The organism is Streptomyces mobaraensis NBRC 13819 = DSM 40847, assembly GCF_017916255.1.
GTDB classification, from domain to species: domain Bacteria; phylum Actinomycetota; class Actinomycetes; order Streptomycetales; family Streptomycetaceae; genus Streptomyces; species Streptomyces mobaraensis.
In genome coordinates, this window is sequence record NZ_CP072827.1 from 1,300,042 (window position 1) to 1,319,957 (window position 19,916).

Below are 19,916 nucleotides of genomic sequence, written 5' to 3' on the forward strand. Positions count from 1 at the left end.
TCACTGCGAGGTGTCGTGGGTACGGGCGCCGGGCGGGCGCAGGCTGTCGAGTACCGCGTCGGTGACCTCGGCCGGGCTCCGGCCTCCGGTGGCGACGACGACCCGGGCGACCTCGGTGTACAGCGGACGGCGGGCCTCCATCAGCTCCCGCCACCGCTTGCGCGGGTTGACGGCCAGCAGCGGGCGCGGGGCGTCCAGCCCCACGCGGCGGACGGCGTCGGCCAGGTCGACGTCGAGGAAGACGACGGGCAGCCCCTTGAGCAGCTCCCGGGTGCCCGGGTCCATGACGGCGCCGCCGCCGAGCGAGAGCACTCCGGGGTGCTCCGCCACGGCGGCGCGCACGGCCTGCCGCTCCAGCTCGCGGAAGTGCGGCTCGCCCTCGTCCAGGAAGATCTCCGGGATGGGCTTGCCGGCGGTCCGCTCGATGTCGGCGTCGGTGTCCCGGTAGCCGGTGCCGAGCCGCTCGGCGAGCAGCGCTCCGACGGTCGACTTCCCGGCTCCGGGCGGGCCGACCAGGACAGCTACCGGCCCGCTCACTTGATGGCCAGGTTGTCGAGGTAGCCCTGGACGTTGCGGCGGGTCTCGGTGACGCTGTCGCCGCCGAACTTCTCCACCACGGCGTCCGCCAGGACGAGCGCCACCATCGCCTCGGCGACGATGCCGGCCGCGGGGACGGCGCACACGTCGGAGCGCTGGTGGTGGGCCTTGGCGGCCTCGCCGGTGGTGACGTCGATGGTGGCGAGCGCCTTCGGCACCGTGGCGATGGGCTTCATCGCGGCGCGGACGCGCAGCAGTTCACCGGTGGTGAGGCCGCCCTCGGTGCCGCCGGAACGGCCCGAGGTGCGGCGCACGCCCTCCTCGGTGGCGACGATCTCGTCGTGCGCCTTGGAGCCGGGCACCCGGGCCAGGTCGAAGCCGTCGCCGAGCTCGACGCCCTTGATCGCCTGAATGCCCATCAGGGCGGCGGCGAGCCGGGCGTCCAGCCGCCGGTCCCAGTGCACGTGCGAACCGAGGCCGACGGGCACGCCGTAGGCGAGGACCTCGACGACGCCGCCGAGAGTGTCGCCGTCCTTGTGCGCCTGGTCGATCTCGGCGACCATCGCCTCGCTGGCGGCGGCGTCGAGGCAGCGCACCGGGTCGGCGTCCAGCCGCTCGACGTCCGACGGCTTCGGGTACACGCCGTACGGCGCCTTGGCGGCGGCCAGTTCGACGACGTGCGAGACGATCTCGATCCCGGCCGCCTCCTTCAGGAAGGAGCGGGCGACGGCGCCGAGCGCGACGCGGGCCGCGGTCTCCCGCGCGGAGGCCCGCTCCAGGACCGGACGGGCCTCGTCGAAGCCGTACTTCTGCATGCCGGCGAGGTCCGCGTGGCCGGGGCGCGGCCGGGTCAGCGGGGCGTTGCGGGCGAGGTCGGCGAGCTCGGCCGGGTCCACCGGGTCGGCCGCCATGACCTTCTCCCACTTGGGCCACTCGGTGTTGCCCACCATGACCGCGACCGGGGAGCCCATGGACCGCCCGTGCCGGACGCCGCCGAGGAAGGTCACCTCGTCCCGTTCGAACTTCATCCGGGCGCCGCGCCCATAGCCGAGGCGCCGCCGGGCCAGGTGGTCCGCCACCATCTCCGTGGTGACCGGGACGCCCGCGGGCAGTCCCTCCAGCGTCGCCACCAGGGCCGGACCGTGCGACTCCCCGGCCGTCAGCCAGCGCAACCTGCTCAACGGATCTCCTCTTGCTCGCGCCTCGGAACGTGGGACGGCGCGACCGACCCGTGGTACGGTCCGCCGTCCCCGATCCTCCCATGGCCGGGGCGGTATCCCGGCGCCGGTCCGCGTTCCGGACGTTTTCCGCTCGTTTCGGGAGCGACCTGGGAATGTTCCGGAGGGGTCCGGGGGCGGTCAGCGGGCCGCGAGGGCCGCTTCCCCGGCGGCCCGCATGGCCGCGAGCGGTGCCGGCGAGACGCCCGTCATCCGTTCGACCTGGAGCACCGCCTGGTGGACGAGCAGGTCGAGGCCGCCCAGGACCGTGCCGCCGCGCGCGGCCCAGGCCGCCGCCAGCGGGGTCGGCCAGGGCTCGTAGAGGACGTCGAAGAGGGTGCCGGGCCGGTCCGGGACGGCGGTCGCGAGCGCGTCCGCGGCCCCGGCCGGGGTGGTGGCGACGACCAGCGGGGCCTCGAACGCCTCGGCGGCGCGGGACCAGTCGGCGGTGCGGACGGCCACCCCGAGCCGTTCGCCCCACCGCCGCATCTCGGCCGCCCGCTCCGCGCTGCGGACGTAGGCGGTGACCTCGCCGGCGCAGATCCCGGCGAGCGCGGCGAGCGCCGAGGACGCGGTGGCGCCCGCGCCCAGCACGGCCGCCGAGGCCACCTTGTCGACGCCGCGCTCGCGCAGGGCGGCGACCAGGCCCGGGATGTCCGTGTTGTCGCCGGTGAGCCGGCCGTCCGGGCCGACGAGGACGGTGTTGACGGCCTCGACGGACCGCGCGGTGTCGCTGATCTCGTCGAGCAGCGGGATGACCGCCCGCTTCAGCGGCATGGTCAGCGAGAGTCCGGCCCAGCTCTCGTCCAGCCGCTCGACGAAGGCCGGCAGCGCGGCCTCGTCGATCTCGTACCGGCCGTACGTCCACTCCCCCAGGCCGAGCGCGGCGTAGGCGGCCCGGTGCAGGACCGGGGAGAGCGAGTGCGCGATGGGCGAGCCGAGGACGGCGGCCCGGCGGCGTGCGGTCACTGTCCGGCCGCCTTCCGGTGCTCCTGCTCGTACCGCTGGCGGTTCTTGTTGTGCTCCGCGTTGGTCACGGCGAAGAGCGTCTCGTTCTCGTTGATCGAGACGAAGTAGTACCAGGGGCCGGACGCGGGTTCGAGCGCGGACTTCAGGGCGTCCATGCCCGGGTTGCTGATCGGCCCGGGCGGCAGGCCCTTGATGCTGTAGGTGTTGTACGGGTCCTTGAACTTGCGCAGGTCGTTGACGGAACCGGTGTCCAGGGTGGACTGGCTCTTGGCGTAGTTGACCGTGGAGTCGAAGTCCAGCAGGCCGTACGTCTCCTTGTTGTCCGGCTTGAGCCGGTTGTAGACGACGCGGGCGATCTTGTCGAAGTCGTGCTTGTACTTGCCCTCGACCTGGACCAGGCTGGCGACGGTGATCACCTGGAGCGGGGACTTCAGGCCCAGCTCCTTGGCCTTGCCCTCCAGGTCCTGCTGCTCGTAGTTGGCCTTCGCCCGCTTGACCATCTGCCGGAGGATCTCCTCCGGCTTGGTGCCCTTGCCCGCGTTGTACTGCGAGGGGAAGAGGAAGCCCTCCAGCGGGTCCTTGACGTCCGGGTCGGCGGTCGCCCAGTCGGGCAGGCCCAGGTTCCTGGCCTGCGCCTTGGCGACGTCCTTGGTGGTGCCCGGCTTGAGCTCCAGCTTCTTGTCGATGGAGCTGTAGACCTCGGCGGCCCGGATGCCCTCGCGGATGGTCAGCAGGTTCTTGGTGTCCGTCATCATCGTGACGGCGGACTCGGCCGACATCTCCTTGTGCAGGGTGTACGTACCGGGCTGGATGAGCTTGGTGCCCGCCGCCTCGGTGAACGCCCGGGCGCTCTTGACCACGCCGTTCTTCTGAAGGAGATCACCCATCTGGGTGAGACCGGCCCCCTTGGGGATCTCCACCTGGACCGAGCCGGTGCCCTCGCCCTCGTAGTCGGGCGCGGGACCGTAGTTGGTCTCCCAGTAGTCGTAGCCGAGGTAGCCGAGGCCGCCCACGGCGCCGACCAGCACCACCGCGACGACCAGGCAGGCCGTGCCGCTGCGGCGCTTGGGCTGCTTCTTGCCCTTGCCGCCGGACCCGCCGCCGCGCCGGCCGCGCCGCGGCTCCTCGGCCGCGTCGGTCTCGTCGTCCTCGTCCGTGACGCCGCCGGGGAGGAGGTCTATGGCCGGCGACGACCGGGGGGCCGGGGCAGCGGCGGACTTGGAGAGCAGGGAGTGCCCGCCGGAGGACTCCTCCAGCCACTCCTCGTGCGGCTCCTTGGCGGTCGCCTGCTGCGGCACCCGCCCCTCGCCGGGCCGCGGGTGCTGGCCGGTGTCGTACGCCTGCTGCGGGTGCTGACCGGTGTCGTAGGACGGGTGCGGGTGCTGACCCGTGTCATAGGACTGCTGCGGATGCTGACCCGTGTCGTACGCCTGCTGCGGATGCTGACCGGTGTCATACGCCGGATGCGGGTGCTGACCCGTGTCATAGGACTGCTGCGGATGCTGACCCGTGTCGTACGCCTGCTGTCCGCCGGGCTGCGGATGCTGCCCGGTGTCGTACGCCTGCTGCTGTACGTGCGGGTGCTGACCCGTGTCGTAGGACTGTCCGTCCTGTCCCGGGTACCCGCCACCGGAGCCGTAGTAGCCCCCGCCCGACTGGCCGGGCTGCCCGTACTGCTGCCCGGACGGGGAGTGGGGGTCACCGTAGTGGCCCCCACCGCCCTGCGCCGACTGCTCCCAGCCGTACTGCTGCTGCTCTGGGAACCGCTGGTCCGGATACTGCTGCTGACCGGGGTACGGCTGCTGCTGCGGCGGATGCTGCCGGCCCTCGTACCCCGGGTCCCCGTGCTGGGGGTCGCCGGGATTCCACGGTTGGGAGCCGGAACCCCGGCCGTACTCAGTCATCTATCCCCTAGAGCCGCACAGCGGCAGCCGGGCGCCCCCGGGGGGCGCGGGTCCGATCGTCTGGTCCTGTAGGGATGGCGTTCGAACTAGCTGCCATGTCGCGCGGAAGGTTACCGTATCGCGATCAGATGACCACTTCGACGGGTTCGCCCGGAGGCCGCCCCGACGTCCTTTCGGTCTCCAGGGCGTTCTGCAGGATGATCACTGCGGCCGCCTGGTCGACGACCGACCGGCCCTTCTTGCTGCTGACCCCGGACGCGCGCAGCCCCTGGGCCGCGGTGACCGTCGTCATCCGCTCGTCCACCAGCCGGACGGGCACCGGCGCGACGCGCCGGGCCATCTCCTTGGCGAACGTGCGCACCTTGGCCGCGGCCGGCCCCTCTCCCCCCTTGAGGGAGCGGGGCAGGCCGACGACGACCTCGATGGGCTCGTACTCCGCGACGAGCGCCGCGAGCCGCTTGTGGGCCTGCGGGATGTCCCGTCCGGGCACGGTCTCGACCGGTGTGGCGAGGATCCCGTCGGGGTCGCACGAGGCGACCCCGATCCGGGCGTCCCCGACGTCGACGGCGATGCGTCTGCCACGTCGCACGGTCAGGCCGCTTCCGCCACGAGGCGCTCCACGGCGGCGATGGCGTCGGCCACGGCCTCCGGGTTCTGGCCGCCGCCCTGGGCGACGTCCGGCTTGCCGCCACCGCCGCCGCCGAGCGTCTTGGCGGCCGTACGGACCAGGTCGCCGGCCTTGAGACCGCGCTCGCGGGCGGCCTCGTTGGTGGCGATGACGGTCAGCGGGCGGCCGTTGGCCACGGTGAACAGGGCGACGACGGCCGGGCGGCCGCCCTGGATCCGGCCGCGGACGTCGAGGACCAGCTTGCGCAGGTCGTCGGCGCCGGTGCCGTCCGGGACGGTGCCGGTGACCAGGGCGACGCCGTGCACGTCCCGGGCGCCCTCGGCCAGCCCGGCGGCGGCCTGGAGCACCTTCTCGGCGCGGTAGCGCTCGATCTCCTTCTCGGCGTCCCGCAGCTTGGCGAGCATGCCCGAGATCTTCTCCGGCAGCTCCTCCGGGCGGCCCTTGACCAGCTCGGTGAGCTGGGCGACGACCGTGTGCTCCTTGGCCAGGAAGTCGTACGCGTCGGCGCCGACCAGGGCCTCGACGCGGCGCACACCGGAACCGATCGAGGACTCGCCGAGCAGCTTCACCAGACCCAGCTGGGCGGTGTTGGCGACGTGCGTACCGCCGCACAGCTCCTTGGAGAAGTCGCCGATGGTCACGACGCGTACCCGCTCGCCGTACTTCTCGCCGAACTCGGCGATCGCACCGGACTTCTTGGCCTCGTCCAGGCTCATGATCTCGGCGTGGACGTCGAGCTCCCGGGAGAGGACCTCGTTGATCCGCTGCTCGACGTCGGTGAGGACGGTGCCGGGCACGGCGGCCGGGGAGCCGAAGTCGAAGCGGAAGCGGCCGGGCGAGTTCTCCGAACCGGCCTGGGCGGCCGTCGGGCCGAGCGCGTCGCGCAGCGCCTGGTGCGTCAGGTGGGTGGCGCTGTGGGCGCGGGCGATGGCCCGGCGGCGCTTGACGTCGATGACGGCGTACGCCGAGGCGCCGACCGTCACCTCACCGACCTGCACGACGCCCTTGTGGACGTTGACGCCCGGAACGGGCTTCTGCACATCGCGGATCTCGACCACGGCACCGTTGTGCAGCTTGATACGCCCCTGGTCGGCCAGCTGGCCACCACCCTCGGCGTAGAACGGCGTACGGTCGAGGACGATCTCGACCTCGTCGCCCTCGGAGGCGGCCGGCGACGGGACGCCGTCGACGAGCAGGCCGACGACGGTGGCCTCGTTCTCGGTGAGGGTGTAGCCGGTGAAGTCGGTGGCGCCCGCGGTGTCGGCGACCTCGCGGTAGGCGGACAGGTCGGCATGGCCGGTCTTCTTGGCCTTGGCGTCGGCCTTGGCCCGCTCCCGCTGCTCCTTCATCAGGCGGCGGAAGCCGTCCTCGTCCACGGCGAGGCCCTGCTCGGCGGCCATCTCCAGGGTGAGGTCGATCGGGAAGCCCCAGGTGTCGTGGAGCAGGAACGCCTTCTCGCCGGCGAGGACCGTGCCGCCCGCGGCCTTGGTCTCGGTGACGGCGGTGTCGAGGATGTTGGTGCCGGCCTTGAGGGTCTTGAGGAAGGCGGCCTCCTCGGCGAGCGCGACAGTCTCGATGCGCTTGCGGTCCTCGATGAGCTCCGGGTACTGCTGCCCCATCGTGTTGATGATCACGTCGAGCAGGTCGGCGACGACCGGGCCGGTGGCGCCCAGCATCCGCATGTTGCGGATGGCGCGGCGCATGATGCGGCGCAGGACGTAGCCGCGGCCCTCGTTGCCGGGCGTGACGCCGTCACCGATGAGCATCACGGAGGTGCGCATGTGGTCGGCGACCACGCGCAGCGAGACGTCGGAGTCGGCGGCCTTGCCGTAGGCGACGCCCGTGAGTTCGGTGGCCTTGTCGATGACGACGCGCAGGGTGTCGGTCTCGTACATGTTCCGGACGCCCTGGAGGATCATCGCGAGGCGTTCGAGGCCGAGGCCGGTGTCGATGTTCTTGGCGGGGAGGTCGCCGAGGATCGGGAAGTCCTCCTTGCCGTCGCCGGCACCCCGCTCGTACTGCATGAAGACCAGGTTCCAGATCTCCACGTACCGCTCGTCGTTGACGGCCGGGCCGCCCTCGGGGCCGAACTCGGGGCCGCGGTCGTAGTTGATCTCGGAGCAGGGGCCACAGGGGCCGGGGACGCCCATGGACCAGAAGTTGTCCTTCTTGCCCAGCCGCTGGATGCGCTCGGCGGGGACGCCGACGGTGTCCCGCCAGATCCGCTCGGCCTCGTCGTCGTCCTGGTAGACGGTGATCCAGAGCTTCTCGGGGTCGAGGCCGTAGCCGCCGTCGGCGACGGGCGTGGTCAGCAGCTCCCAGGAGAGCTTGATCGCGCCCTCCTTGAAGTAGTCGCCGAACGAGAAGTTGCCGCACATCTGGAAGAACGTGCCGTGCCGGGTGGTCTTGCCGACCTCTTCGATGTCCGGCGTGCGGACGCACTTCTGCACGCTGGTGGCGCGGCTGAACGGCGGCTTGACCTCACCCAGGAAGTAGGGCTTGAAGGGCACCATGCCCGCGGGCACGAGGAGCAGCGTCGGGTCGTCCGCGATGAGCGACGCCGACGGCACGACGGTGTGCCCACGCTCTTCGAAGAAGCGCAGCCAGCGGCGGCGGATTTCAGCGGACTCCATCAGTGGTCCTCTTTCCGGGTCAGCGAGTGGTGGGGATGGGTGGGTTCGACGACGACGAGGTGCGGGCGTCCGGCGGGCAGCGCCCGGGCCTCCTCGGGTTCCGGTGCGGCGGTGAGGCCGAGCGCGTCCTTGAGCGCCGCCTCGCGGTGCGCCATGCCGTCGCGGACGTCGAGCGCGAAGTGCTTGACGCGGCGGCCGGCGAGCACGGCCCGGTCGGCCGCCTGGAGCGCAAGGCTCTCGGGGGTGAGCTTGTCCAGGGTGCGGTTCACCTTGGTGGTGGCCCACACTCCGGCGGCCACCCCGGTGGTGAACCAAAAAGCACGGCGGAACATTTCCGGATCAGCCCTTCCCACGGGTACGACGGCCGCCGCGCCGGGCGGACGGCAGTTTCTTACCGACGCTCCGGCCGGTGATCACGGTGCGCTCGGGTTCGGCGGGGGCGCCCTTGCGCCCGATCGCCCGCCGCACGCCGTAGCCGAAGGCGGCGACCTTCACCAGCGGTCCGCCGAAGGCGGAGGAGACGGTGGAGGACAACGCGGAGGCGTTGGCCGTGACCTCCTGGACGTCCGCGGCGATCGAGTCGACGCGGGCGAGCTGGGTGTGGGCGGACCGCACGGTCGCCGAGGCGTCGGCCAGCAGCGGCACAGCCTGCGCGGTGACGTCGGCGACCAGCTTGGTGGCCGCCTTGAGGGTCTGCGCGAGCCGTACCAGGACGAGGGCGATGAAGGACACCAGGATCGCCCAGAAGACGGCCACGAGGATCCCGGCCACCTCTCCACCGGACACTGCACCGCTCCCTGCTGTCGTCGCTGGTCACACGTAAGAAACGTCGGGTACCGACCTTATCGCGCCGCGGGTGGCGGCCCGTACTCCGTTTCGAGGCCCGGAGCGCCCCGGAAAACGCGGTGGCCCGCCACCCCGCCGCCACGAGGGCGGAGGGGCGACGGGCCAGGCGTGAAGGAGAGGTCCTACGGCCGACTTATCGGGCGTAGTACTCGACGACGAGCTGCTCGTCGCAGATGACCGGGATCTCCTTGCGGTTCGGGTCGCGGTCCAGGCGGAAGGCCAGGGCCTGCAGGTTGACCTGCAGGTAGCGCGGGGTCTCGCCCTCACCCGCGTAGCCACCCTCGCGGGCGACCTGGAAGGGGTGCTTGGCGCGGCTGCGCTCGCGGACCATCACGACGTCGTCGGGACGGACGCGGAAGGACGGCTTGTCGACCTTCTTGCCGTTGACCTCGATGTGGCCGTGGACGACCATCTGGCGGGCCTGGTAGATGGTGCGGGCGATGCCGGCACGCAGGACCAGGGCGTCCAGACGACGCTCGAGCTCGATGACCAGCGCCTCGCCGGTCTTGCCCTCGGCCTTCTTGGCGCGGTCGTAGGCGCGCGCCATCTGGCGCTCGCTGATGTCGTACTGCGCGCGCAGACGCTGCTTCTCGAGCAGGCGGACCTTGTAGTCCGAGTTCTGCTTGCGGCCGCGGCCGTGCTCGCCCGGCGGGTAGGGACGGGCCTCGAAGTACTTGACGGCCTTCGGCGTCAGGGCGATGCCGAGCGCACGAGACTTCTTGACCTTGGGACGCGACTGGTTAGGCACGTTCTCCAGACCTCCGAAATAGGTTAGGTTAGGCTCACCTTACTCAAGGAGATCGCATGTCTCGCCCGGGGAACACCAGTCACGTCACGGACAGCACGAAGAAGGCCGACGCAACTGATGGCGTCGGTGCGACGGAGGTCCGATCAGATCGTGGTCAGCCGCGTCCCAGCGGACTTGAAACCGCCCGGATGCCGTCAGCAGCCGAGCGCACACGAACTCTCGTACAGAGTACATGCTCCGCGGTACTGCTCGTTCCCGGGCTGGGGGCCGCCCGCCCCGAACCCCTCACCCCCGAGGTACGGACCGTCGGCCCCGACGGCGACGTCTACCTCGTCCACCCGGCCGACTCCCCCGTCGTCCGCGCGGCCACCCACGCCGAGGCCGACGACCTCCCCGCGGTCCTGGAGCTCACCGACGTCGCCCCCGTCTCCGTCCCCAACCGCATCCGCGGCCGCGCCTGGCTCTCGGGCTGGCTCACCTGCGTCCCCGGCGTCGCGGAGCCGGGCCGCATGATGGTGCGGCTGGAACTCGGCGACCTCTCCGTCGACGACCTCTGGGGCATCGAGACCGTCTCCCCGGAGGACTTCGCGGGTGCCGCGCCCGATCCGCTCGTGGAGTACGAGGTGGAGCTGCTGCAGCATCTGCACGCGGGGCACGGGGATCAGATGCGGTCCCTGTGGGGCCTGCTGGACGAGCACCGGGTGGGCTCGGGCAGCGCGGTGCCGCTGGCGCTGGACCGCTTCGGGTTCCGCGTGCGCTTCACCCGCGAGGGTTCGGGGTCGCCGGCCGACCGCTCGTTCGACGCGCGGTTCGAGTTCCCGGAGCCGGTGCGGGATGTGGCGGGGTTGCGGCGGGAGATGCACCGCCTGTTCGACGCGGCGGGGGAATGAGGGGGGATGCCCCTGTCCCGCCCCTTCCCGTTTCTTGCGGGGGCGAGCCCCCGCACCCCCGAAGCGCGCTGCGCGCGCTGTCCTCAAACGCCGGACGGGCTATAGCCAGCCCGTCCGGCGCTTGAGGACGAGCGGCGGAGCCGCGACAAGCGGGGTCTGGGGCGCAGCCCCAGGAAACGGAGAAAGGGCGGGACCGGGGCTCACTCCCCCCGCAAACGCTCCCGCACCCGCTCCACCACCTCCGCGTACCGCGCCTCCCCTCCATGCCGAGTCGGCGAGTAATACCGCCGACCATGCACCGCGTCAGGCGCGTACTGCTGAGCCGCGATACCACCCGGCAGATCGTGGGGATACTGATACCCCTCCCCATGCCCCAGCTTCGCCGCCCCCTTGTAATGCCCGTCCCGCAGATGCGCGGGCACCGGCCCGGCGAGCCCCGCCCGCACATCGGCCAGCGCCGCGTCGATGGCGAGATAAGCCGCGTTCGACTTGGGCGCCAGGGCGAGCGCGATGGCCACCTGCGAGAGAGTGATCCGCGCCTCGGGGAAGCCGATCATGGCGACGGCCTGCGCCCCGGCGACCGCCGTCTGCAGCGCGGAAGGATCCGCGAGCCCGATGTCCTCGCTGGCGGAGATCATCAGCCGCCGCGCGATGAACCGCGGGTCCTCCCCCGCCTCGATCATTCGCGCGAGGTAGTGCAGCGTGGCGTCCACGTCCGACCCCCGGATGGACTTGATCAGCGCACTCGCGACGTCGTAATGCTGATCGCCGTCGCGGTCGTACTTCACCGCAGCCCGGTCGACCGTCTCCTCCAACGTCGACAGGGTGATCTCGCTCTCGCCCTTGTCGAGCGCAGCCCCCGCCGCCGCCTCCAGGGCGGTCAGCGCCCGCCGCGCGTCGCCGCCGGCGATCCGCAGCAGGTGCTCTTCCGCGTCGTCCGGGAGCGTCACCGCGCCGCCGAGCCCGCGCTCGTCCGCTACAGCGCGGTGCAGCAGCCCGCGCAGGTCGTCGTCGGTGAGCGCCTGGAGGGTGAGCAGCAGGGAGCGGGAGAGCAGCGGGGAGATGATCGAGAAGTAGGGGTTCTCGGTGGTGGCGGCGATGAGGGTGACCCAGCGGTTCTCCACGGCGGGCAGCAGGGAGTCCTGCTGGGCCTTGCTGAAGCGGTGGATCTCGTCGAGGAAGAGGACGGTCTCTTTGCCGTAGCCGCCGGAGGCCCGGCGGGCGCCGTCGATGACGGCCCGGACCTCCTTGACGCCGGCGGTGATCGCGGACAGCTCGACGAAGCGCTTGTTGGTGGCCTGGCTGACGACGTACGCGAGGGTCGTCTTGCCGATGCCGGGCGGCCCCCAGAGGATCACCGACGAGGGCCCGGCCGGACCGCCGCTCGCCTCGCCGACCAGCCGGCGCAGCGGCGATCCCGGCTTCAGCAGATGGCCCTGTCCGACGACCTCGTCGAGGGTGCGGGGGCGCATGCGGACGGCCAGGGGACTGCTCGACGGGTCTTTCTCCCGGCGGTCCTCTTCTGCGGCGGTGAACAGGTCGGGTTCCACGCCCAAAACCCTATGCCACCCCTCCCCCAGCTACCGCTGGGAGGTACCCCCAGACAACGCCGCCGGACGGTCGTCGTCCGGCGGCGTTACGGCAGGTCAGCAGAGAGGCGGGCTCAGGACTGGCCCGTCCAGAACGACCACCAGTTCGTCAGGATCGCCAGCCCGATGAGGCCGATCCACAGCACCGGCACCACCCAGTGGAACTCCAGCACCGCGCTCCGCACCGCGTTCGGCAGCGGGATGAAGCGGTGGCGGATGTTCTGCACGGTGACGTAGCAGAACATCACGATGGTGGCGACCCAGGCGAGGCAGCACCAGAGGCAGAGCGAACCGATGACGTACAGCGACTGGTACTGCAGCCAGGTGCAGAAGCCGACGCCGAAGAGGGTGCCGGCCTGCATGCCCATCCAGTACCAGCGCGGGAAGCGGGCGCCGGACAGCACGGCCAGGCCGATCGCGATGATCGCGCCGTAGCAGACCAGGCCGAGCATCGGGTTGGGGAACCCGAAGACGTGGGCCTGGTCGCTCTCCATGATGTTGCCGCAGGAGACGATCGGGTTGAGGCTGCACCCGGGGGTGAAGGTCTTCCCGACCGCCTTGGCCTCGAGGATCTTGTTCTTGTCGAGGGTGATGACCCAGGCGGCCAGCAGCCCCATGGCACCGGTGATGACGAGCAGCAGCCCGAAGGCACGGCTGCCGCCCACCGCACCGGTGGCGGGCCCGTCCCGCTCCGCGCCGTCGGTGTCGGAGCGGTCCAGAGCCGAGGTCGTCATAGCGCCATAGATCCCATCAGTCGTCCGATGCGCCCATTCTGCACCAGGCGGCGGCCGATCAGCCCTGCCTGTCCCGGAGTTCACTCACGACGGTGCCGATCGGGACAGCGGTCTGCTCGCCGCTGCCCAGGTCCTTGAGCTGGACGACGCCCTCGGCCAGGTCCCGTTCGCCCGCCACCAGGGCGTACCGGGCGCCGGAGCGGTCGGCCGATTTCATGGCGTTCTTGAGGCCCTTCCCGCCGAACGCGAAGTCGGCGGCGATGCCGGCCCGGCGCAGTTCGGTGACGACGCCGAAGAGGACCCGGCGGGCCTCGTCGCCCAGCGGCACCGCGTAGACCTCGGTGGCGGCGGGGAGTTCGAGCTCGATGCCCTCGGCCTCCAGCGCCAGCACCGTGCGGTCCACGCCCAGCGCCCAGCCGACGGACGGCAGGGCCGGGCCGCCGATCATCTCGGACAGGCCGTCGTACCGGCCGCCGCCGCCGACCGCGGACTGCGCGCCGAGGCCGTCGTGGACGAACTCGAAGGTGGTACGCGTGTAGTAGTCCAGGCCGCGCACCAGCTTCTCGTCGTCCTCGAACGCGACGCCCGCCGCGGTCAGCAGCGCGCGCACCTGCTCGTGGTACTCCTTGCACGCCTCGCAGAGGTGGTCGCGGAGCATGGGGGCGCCGACGAGCTGCTTCTGGACGGCCTCGCGCTTGTCGTCGAGGACCCGCAGCGGGTTGATCTCGATCCGGCGGCGGGTGTCGTCGTCCAGGTCGAGACCGCGCAGGAAGTCCTGGAGCGCGGCCCGGTAGGCGGGACGGCACTCCTTGTCGCCCAGCGAGTTGAGCAGCAGGCGGAAGTTCTTCAGGCCGAGGGACTTGTACGCGTCGACGGCCAGGATGATCAACTCGGCGTCGAGCGCCGGGTCCTCGGCTCCGATGGCCTCGGCGCCGACCTGCGAGAAGTGGCGGTAACGGCCCTTCTGCGGGCGCTCGTAGCGGTAGTACGAGCCGGAGTACCAGAGCTTGACCGGAAGGTTGCCGCCCTTGTGGAGGTTGCCCTCCAGCGCGGCGCGCAGTACGGAGGCGGTGCCCTCGGGGCGCAGCGCGAGCTGGTCGCCGCCGCGCGTGGTGAGGGTGTACATCTCCTTGGTCACGATGTCGGTGGACTCGCCGACGCCGCGCGCGAACAGCTCGACGTTCTCGAAGCCGGGGGTCTCCACATAGCCGTAGCCGGCCCGCCGCACCGGGGCGGCGATGGCCTCGCGGACGGCGAGGTAGACCGCCGAGTCCGGCGGGGTCAGGTCGTAGGTGCCCTTGGGGGCCTTGAAAGTGCTCACGAAAGCTTCGTCACATTCCTCGTCGCGGAGCCGGGGTGCCGGTTCCGGGGCCGTGCTGCGCCTGGGCCACTTCCCGCAGGTACGGGTTGGTGGCGCGCTCGCGGCCGATGCTGGTCTGGGGGCCGTGGCCGGAGAGGACCACGGTCGAGTCGTCGAGGGGCAGGCACACGCGGGCCAGGGACTCGAGTATCTCGGCGTGGTCACCGCCGGGCAGGTCGGTGCGTCCGATGGAGCCGGCGAACAGCAGGTCGCCCGAGAAGAACACCGACGGGATGTCGTTGCTCTCGGGCAGCCGGAAGGTCACCGACCCCTTGGTATGGCCGGGCGCGTGCGCGACGGTGAACTCCAGACCGGCGAGGTCCAGGGTGCTGCCGTCGGCGAGCTCCTTGACGTCGTCCGGTTCCCCCACGGTCAGCTCGCCGAGGAGCTGCGCGCCGATGGAGCGGCCGAGGGCCTTCTCCGGGTCGCTCATCATGTAGCGGTCGGCGGGGTGGATCCAGGCGGGGACGTCGTGGGCGCCGCACACCGGGACGACCGAGGCGACGTGGTCGATGTGGCCGTGGGTGAGGACGACCGCGACGGGCTTGAGCCGATGCTTCCTGAGTGCGTCCTCGACTCCCTGGGCGGCCTGGTGGCCCGGGTCGATGATCACGCACTCCTCACCGGCGGCGGGGGCGACCAGATAACAATTGGTCCCCCAGGCCCCGGCGGGGAACCCGGCAATCAGCACATTCGTCCTTAAATGTCGGCCTGCGTTGGCGTGGCAGGGATCCGGCAGGCGTGCCCGGCCGGTGCGCCGGTCACGTTTATGCCGGTTCAGAGCCTACCGGCGGCACCTCCGCCGCCGCGAACCCGTATACGGTACGGGCACGCTCGCAACAGGCGTTCCGACGGATCGATACGGCACGAGGAGACGACCCGGTGGTCACTAACGAGCAGCGGCGGCGGCAGCTCGCACGGGAGAAGTTCGAGCGGCAGCAGCAGCGCCGCGAGGCGCAGCGGCGCAAGGCCCGCAACCGGAACGCGTTGATCGCGGCCGGTCTCGCCGTGCTGATCGCCGCGGGCGGCACGGCGGCGGCCACGGGCGCGCTGGGCGGCGACGACAAGAAGGACGACAAGGCGTCGGCGGACGCGACCCCGAGCGAGCTCCCCACCCCCACAGCGCCTTCACGGGGCCCCGACCCGTGCGCCAAGCCGGCCGCCGGCAGCCCGGCGAAGAAGACGTGGAAGTCGGAACCGGAGATGACGGTCGACACGTCCGCCTCCTACACCATGGCCCTCAAGACCACCTGCGGGAACATCGACCTGAAGCTGGACGCGGCCAAGGCCCCCCACACCGTCAACTCGCTGAATTTCCTGGCGGGTCAGGGGTACTTCGACCACACCAAGTGCCACCGCCTCACCGGTGAGGCCGCGGGCATCTACGTCCTCCAGTGCGGCGACCCGCAGGGCACCGGCGCGGGCGGTCCCGGCTACACGCTCGCCGAGGAGAACCTCAAGAGCGACCTGCTCCAGGAGCCGAAGGACGAGCAGCTCAAGCAGGCGAAGATGAAGATCTACCCGGCCGGGACGATCGCCATGGCCAAGACGCAGCAGCCGCATTCGACGGGCAGCCAGTTCTTCCTCGTCTACAAGGACAGCCCGCTGCAGCCGGACTACACCCCGGTCGGCACGATCGGCGCCGAGGGCCGCAAGACCCTCGACAAGATCGCAGGCGCCGGGATCCAGGGCGGGGCCCCGGACGGACCCCCCAACGCCACCGTCGTGGTGGACAAGGCGACGGTGGTGAAGAGCTGATTCCGCACCCGTGGCCGAACGGCGAAATTCCGGTCGCGGGATACGGACAGCCGGGCCACCGGTCGCCTATGTTGGCGTTGTGTAGGGTGCCTGCTCCGGCGGCTGCGAGGCACCCGAGACAGCACCGATCGGCAGTGAAATGATCAAGCCGCCGGACCGGGCGGGGCGCGGCCCCACCGGGGACAACTGTGGACGATGCGCGCGGGCCGCGAACGGCCCCCGCATCATGTGGAGGAGGCGCTGTGAGCAGCGACCCGTGGGGCCGCGTCGACGAGACGGGGACGGTGTACGTGCGTACCGCCGACGGCGAGAAGGTCGTCGGTTCGTGGCAGGCGGGGAGTCCGGAGGAGGCCCTCGCTTACTTCGAGCGCAAGTACGAGGGCCTGGTCGTCGAGATCGGCCTCCTCGAGCGCCGGGTCAACACCACCGACCTGTCGGCGAAGGACGCGATGACCGCGATCGACCACCTGCGCTCGCAGGTGGACGAGCACCACGCGGTCGGCGATCTGGACGCGCTGCGCGGGCGGTTGGACAAGCTCGTCGAGACGGTCGAGAAGCGCCGCGAGGAGCGCAAGGCGGCCAAGGCCAAGCAGACGGACGAGGCCAGGACGGCCAAGGAGGCGCTGGTCGCCGAGGCCGAGGAGCTGGCCGCGAGCGAGCAGTGGCGCTCCGCCGGCGAGCGGCTGCGGGCCCTGGTGGACACCTGGAAGGGCCTGCCGCGGCTGGACCGCAAGACCGACGACGAGCTGTGGCACCGCTTCTCGCACGCCCGCTCGGCGTTCTCCAAGCGCCGCAAGGCCCACTTCGCCTCGCTGGACGCCCAGCGCGAGGAGGCCCGCAAGGTCAAGGAGAAGCTGGTCGCCGAGGCCGAGGCACTGTCCGGCTCGACGGACTGGGGCGCCACCGCGGCCCGCTACCGCGAGCTGATGGCCGACTGGAAGGCCGCCGGCCGCGCGCAGCGTGAGGCCGAGGACGAGCTGTGGGCCCGGTTCCGGGGCGCGCAGGACGTCTTCTTCCAGGCGCGCGGCGAGGTGTTCGCGGAGCGCGACGCCGAGCAGCAGGCCAACCTGGGGCTCAAGGAGGAGCTGGTCGTCGAGGCGGAGAAGCTGCTGCCGGTGACCGACCTCAAGGCGGCCCGGGCGGCGTTCCGTTCGATCAACGAGCGCTGGGAGGCCATCGGCCATGTGCCGCGGGACGCCCGGCCGAAGATCGAGGGCCGGATGCACGCGGTGGAGCGCGCCATCCAGGAGGCCGAGGAGGCCGAGTGGCGGCGGACCAACCCGGAGGCGCGGGCGCGCGCGGCCGGGCTGACCGGGCAGCTCCAGGACGCGGTCGACAAGCTCCAGGCGCAGATCGACAAGGCGCGCGCGGCGGGCAACGAGGCGAAGGCCGAGAAGCTCGGCAAGGAGCTGGAGGGCCGCAAGGCGCTGCTGGACCAGGCGTTGAAGGGCCTGCAGGAGTTCGGCGGCTGAGCACCCCCGCTTCGTAACGGAAGATGGCTCCGACGATCGTCGGAGCCATCTTCCGTTGTACGGCTACGGCCTGCGCGCCGACGTCACGCGGTACACGTCGTAGACGCCCTCCACGCCGCGCACCGCCTTCAGCACGTGCCCGAGGTGCTTGGGGTCGCCCATCTCGAAGGTGAACCGCGAGGTGGCCACCCGGTCCCGGGACGTCTGCACGGCCGCCGAGAGGATGTTGACGTGCTGGTCCGACAGGACCCGGGTGACGTCCGACAGCAGCCGGGACCGGTCCAGCGCCTCCACCTGGATGGCGACGAGGAAGACGGACGACTGGGTGGGCGCCCACTCGACGTCGATGATCCGCTCCGGCTGCTGCGACAGCGAGTCGACGTTGACGCAGTCCGCGCGGTGGACCGAGATGCCGTTGCCGCGGGTGACGAAGCCGATGATCGGGTCGCCGGGCACGGGCGTACAGCAGCGGGCGAGCTTGACCCACACGTCGTCCACGCCCTTGACGACCACGCCCGGGTCGGCGGACGAACGCCGCTTGGAGCGGCCGCGGATGGGCGCCGACTCCTCGATGTCCTCCGTCGCCGCGTCCTCGCCGCCGAGCGCCTGGACGAGCTTCTGCACCACGCCCTGGGCGGCCACATGGCCCTCGCCGATGGCCGCGTAGAGCGAGGAGATGTCCGGGTAGCGCATCTCGTGCGCGAGGGTGACCAGTGAATCGCCGGTCAGGATGCGCTGGATGGGCAGGTTCTGCTTGCGCATCGCGCGGGCGATGGCGTCCTTGCCCTGCTCGATCGCCTCGTCCCGGCGCTCCTTGGAGAACCAGGCGCGGATCTTGTTGCGCGCGCGGGGGGACTTGACGAAGCCCAGCCAGTCGCGGGAGGGGCCGGCGCCGGGCGCCTTGGAGGTGAAGACCTCGACCAGATCGCCGTTGTCCAGGGTCGATTCGAGCGGCACCAGCCGCCCGTTGACCCGGGCCCCTATGGTGCGGTGGCCGACCTCGGTGTGCACGGCGTAGGCGAAGTCGACCGGCGTGGCCCCGGCGGGCAGCGCTATGACGTCGCCCTTGGGCGTGAAGACGAAGACCTCGTTGCGCGACAGGTCGAAGCGCAGCGACTCCAGGAACTCGCCCGGATCCTCCGTCTCCTTCTGCCAGTCGAGCAACTGCCGGAGCCAGGCCATGTCGTTGACGGTGTCCTGGTTCTTGCCGGCGTTCTTCGGCACGTCCGTACGGATCTTGGAGGCACCGGCGACGGCCTCCTGCTTGTACTTCCAGTGCGCGGCGATGCCGTACTCGGCGCGGCGGTGCATGTCGAACGTCCGGATCTGGAGCTCGACCGGCTTGCCGCTGGGCCCTATGACCGTCGTGTGCAGCGACTGGTACATGTTGAACTTGGGCATCGCGATGTAGTCCTTGAACCGCCCGGGCACCGGGTTCCACCGGGCGTGGACGGTGCCGAGCGCCGCATAGCAGTCGCGGACGGTGTCGACGAGGACGCGGATGCCCACCAGGTCGTAGATCTCGGCGAAGTCCCGGCCCCGCACGATCATCTTCTGGTAGACGCTGTAGTAGTGCTTCGGGCGGCCGGTGACGGTGGCCTTGATGCGGGCGGCGCGCAGGTCGGCCTGGACCTCGTCGGTGACGATCGCCAGGTACTCGTCCCGCTTGGGGGCGCGCTCGGCGACGAGCCGGACGATCTCGTCGTACATCTTGGGGTAGAGGATCGCGAAGGCGAGGTCCTCCAGCTCCCACTTGATGGTGTTCATGCCCAGCCGGTGCGCCAGCGGGGCGTAGATCTCCAGCGTCTCGCGGGCCTTCTTCTCCTGCTTCTCCCGCTTGAGGTAGCGCATGGTGCGCATGTTGTGCAGCCGGTCGGCGAGCTTGATCACCAGGACCCGGGGGTCCTTGGCCATGGCGACGACCATCTTGCGGACGGTCTCGGCCTGGGCGGCCTCGCCGAACTGCACCCGGTCCAGCTTGGTGACGCCGTCGACGAGCAGGGCGACCTGGTCGCCGAAGTCGCGGCGGAGGTCGTCGAGGCCGTACTCGGTGTCCTCGACGGTGTCGTGCAGCAGCCCGGCCATCAGGGTCGCCGGGTCCATGCCCAGCTCGGCCAGGATGGTCGTCACGGCGAGCGGGTGGGTGATGTACGGGTCGCCGCTCTTGCGCTTCTGACCGCGGTGCCAGCGCTCGGCGACCTGGTAGGCGCGCTCGATCTGGCGCAGCGTGGAGGCGTCCGCCTTGGGGTCGTTCCCGCGGACGATGCGGAGCAGCGGCTCCAGCACCGGGTTGTACGGGCTCTGCCGCTGTACGCCCAGCCGGGCGAGGCGGGCGCGGACCCGGCTGGAGGAGGCGGAGCGGGCGCTCGGCGGCGGTGTGGGGCGCGGGCCGGCGCTCTCCTTGACCAGGTCGCCTCCCGGGGCGGCCTGCGGCCGGCCCCGCTTTCCGGGCTCGGGCGCACCCGCGCCCTGCGGGCGGCCCGTGGGCTCGGGCGTGCCCGCGGCAGCCGCGGCGTCCGGTGCGGGCTGGTCGGGCTGTGCCGCTGGGGATGCCCCCGGACGGAGTCTGGGGGAGAGCGGCTGGGCCTTGTCTGGCAAGAGCACTCCTCATGCGGGGTCCGGCCCCCGAGC

The 19,916-nt window shown here is 71.4% G+C and carries 17 protein-coding genes; 3 read left to right on the forward strand and 14 right to left on the reverse strand.

Features of this window, described 5'->3' with window-relative positions:
* From J7W19_RS04980 to rpsD, 9 genes are all read right to left on the reverse strand, one after another.
* On the reverse strand, positions 1–537 hold the full coding sequence (locus J7W19_RS04980; protein WP_004942389.1) for a shikimate kinase: 537 nt from the start codon (positions 535–537) through the stop codon (positions 1–3).
* A complete protein-coding gene (gene aroC / locus J7W19_RS04985) occupies positions 534–1,718 on the reverse strand; it encodes a chorismate synthase (protein ID WP_004942387.1) in 1,185 nt (394 codons plus the stop codon). Before aroC ends, J7W19_RS04980 begins: the two co-directional genes overlap by 4 nt.
* A gap of 177 nt (positions 1,719–1,895) precedes the next feature.
* On the reverse strand, positions 1,896–2,723 hold the full coding sequence (locus tag J7W19_RS04990) for a shikimate dehydrogenase (protein WP_004942384.1): 828 nt from the start codon (positions 2,721–2,723) through the stop codon (positions 1,896–1,898).
* Positions 2,720–4,627 (reverse strand): endolytic transglycosylase MltG, encoded by a 1,908-nt coding sequence (gene mltG / locus J7W19_RS04995; protein ID WP_040888974.1) that lies wholly within the window; start codon positions 4,625–4,627, stop codon positions 2,720–2,722. Before mltG ends, J7W19_RS04990 begins: the two co-directional genes overlap by 4 nt.
* Before the next feature lie 124 nt (positions 4,628–4,751).
* The gene (gene ruvX / locus J7W19_RS05000) at positions 4,752–5,222 is read right to left on the reverse strand and encodes a Holliday junction resolvase RuvX (RefSeq protein ID WP_040888988.1); all 471 of its coding nucleotides are present in this window, start codon (positions 5,220–5,222) and stop codon (positions 4,752–4,754) included.
* Complete coding sequence (gene alaS, locus J7W19_RS05005; RefSeq protein ID WP_004942375.1) at positions 5,219–7,888, reverse strand: alanine--tRNA ligase; 2,670 nt, start codon at positions 7,886–7,888, stop codon at positions 5,219–5,221. Before alaS ends, ruvX begins: the two co-directional genes overlap by 4 nt.
* A complete protein-coding gene (locus tag J7W19_RS05010) occupies positions 7,888–8,220 on the reverse strand; it encodes a DUF6167 family protein (RefSeq protein ID WP_040888971.1) in 333 nt (110 codons plus the stop codon). The genes alaS and J7W19_RS05010 overlap by 1 nt, the downstream gene beginning before the upstream one ends.
* 7 nt (positions 8,221–8,227) lie before the next feature.
* Complete coding sequence (locus J7W19_RS05015) at positions 8,228–8,674, reverse strand: DUF948 domain-containing protein (protein ID WP_004942371.1); 447 nt, start codon at positions 8,672–8,674, stop codon at positions 8,228–8,230.
* Between the two features lie 193 nt (positions 8,675–8,867).
* Positions 8,868–9,482, reverse strand: coding sequence for a 30S ribosomal protein S4 (rpsD, locus tag J7W19_RS05020; RefSeq protein ID WP_004942368.1), 615 nt, complete (start codon positions 9,480–9,482; stop codon positions 8,868–8,870).
* 188 nt (positions 9,483–9,670) lie between these two features.
* Here rpsD and J7W19_RS05025 point away from each other — a divergent pair, with 188 nt between their 5' ends.
* On the forward strand, positions 9,671–10,372 hold the full coding sequence (locus J7W19_RS05025) for a DUF2470 domain-containing protein (protein ID WP_004942366.1): 702 nt from the start codon (positions 9,671–9,673) through the stop codon (positions 10,370–10,372).
* 200 nt (positions 10,373–10,572) lie between these two features.
* Here the strand turns inward: J7W19_RS05025 and J7W19_RS05030 are convergent, their stop codons facing one another.
* From J7W19_RS05030 to J7W19_RS05045, 4 genes are all read right to left on the reverse strand, one after another.
* A complete protein-coding gene (locus J7W19_RS05030; RefSeq protein ID WP_004942364.1) occupies positions 10,573–11,922 on the reverse strand; it encodes a replication-associated recombination protein A in 1,350 nt (449 codons plus the stop codon).
* 113 nt (positions 11,923–12,035) lie between these two features.
* Positions 12,036–12,695, reverse strand: a complete 660-nt coding sequence (locus tag J7W19_RS05035; protein ID WP_004942362.1) for a vitamin K epoxide reductase family protein — start codon at positions 12,693–12,695, stop codon at positions 12,036–12,038.
* 58 nt (positions 12,696–12,753) lie between these two features.
* Positions 12,754–14,016, reverse strand: coding sequence for a histidine--tRNA ligase (gene hisS / locus J7W19_RS05040; RefSeq protein WP_004942360.1), 1,263 nt, complete (start codon positions 14,014–14,016; stop codon positions 12,754–12,756).
* 10 nt (positions 14,017–14,026) lie between these two features.
* Complete coding sequence (locus J7W19_RS05045; protein ID WP_004942359.1) at positions 14,027–14,746, reverse strand: MBL fold metallo-hydrolase; 720 nt, start codon at positions 14,744–14,746, stop codon at positions 14,027–14,029.
* Positions 14,747–14,937: 191 nt separating this feature from the next.
* Here J7W19_RS05045 and J7W19_RS05050 point away from each other — a divergent pair, with 191 nt between their 5' ends.
* On the forward strand, positions 14,938–15,813 hold the full coding sequence (locus J7W19_RS05050) for a peptidylprolyl isomerase (protein WP_004942357.1): 876 nt from the start codon (positions 14,938–14,940) through the stop codon (positions 15,811–15,813).
* Positions 15,814–16,055: 242 nt separating this feature from the next.
* A complete protein-coding gene (locus tag J7W19_RS05055; RefSeq protein WP_004942354.1) occupies positions 16,056–17,285 on the forward strand; it encodes a DUF349 domain-containing protein in 1,230 nt (409 codons plus the stop codon).
* Positions 17,286–17,348: 63 nt separating this feature from the next.
* Here J7W19_RS05055 and J7W19_RS05060 read toward each other — a convergent pair whose 3' ends face one another.
* On the reverse strand, positions 17,349–19,883 hold the full coding sequence (locus tag J7W19_RS05060) for a RelA/SpoT family protein (protein ID WP_004942351.1): 2,535 nt from the start codon (positions 19,881–19,883) through the stop codon (positions 17,349–17,351).
* Between the last annotated feature and the right edge of the window lie 33 nt (positions 19,884–19,916).

Coding starts and splice junctions, on each gene's coding strand:
- mltG (WP_040888974.1), bottom strand. CDS start 4,627: ATGACTGAGTACGGCCGGGGTTCCGGCTCCCAACCGTGGAATCCCGGC.
- alaS (WP_004942375.1), bottom strand. CDS start 7,888: ATGGAGTCCGCTGAAATCCGCCGCCGCTGGCTGCGCTTCTTCGAAGAG.
- J7W19_RS05010 (WP_040888971.1), bottom strand. CDS start 8,220: ATGTTCCGCCGTGCTTTTTGGTTCACCACCGGGGTGGCCGCCGGAGTG.
- J7W19_RS05025 (WP_004942366.1), top strand. CDS start 9,671: ATGCCGTCAGCAGCCGAGCGCACACGAACTCTCGTACAGAGTACATGC.
- J7W19_RS05035 (WP_004942362.1), bottom strand. CDS start 12,695: ATGACGACCTCGGCTCTGGACCGCTCCGACACCGACGGCGCGGAGCGG.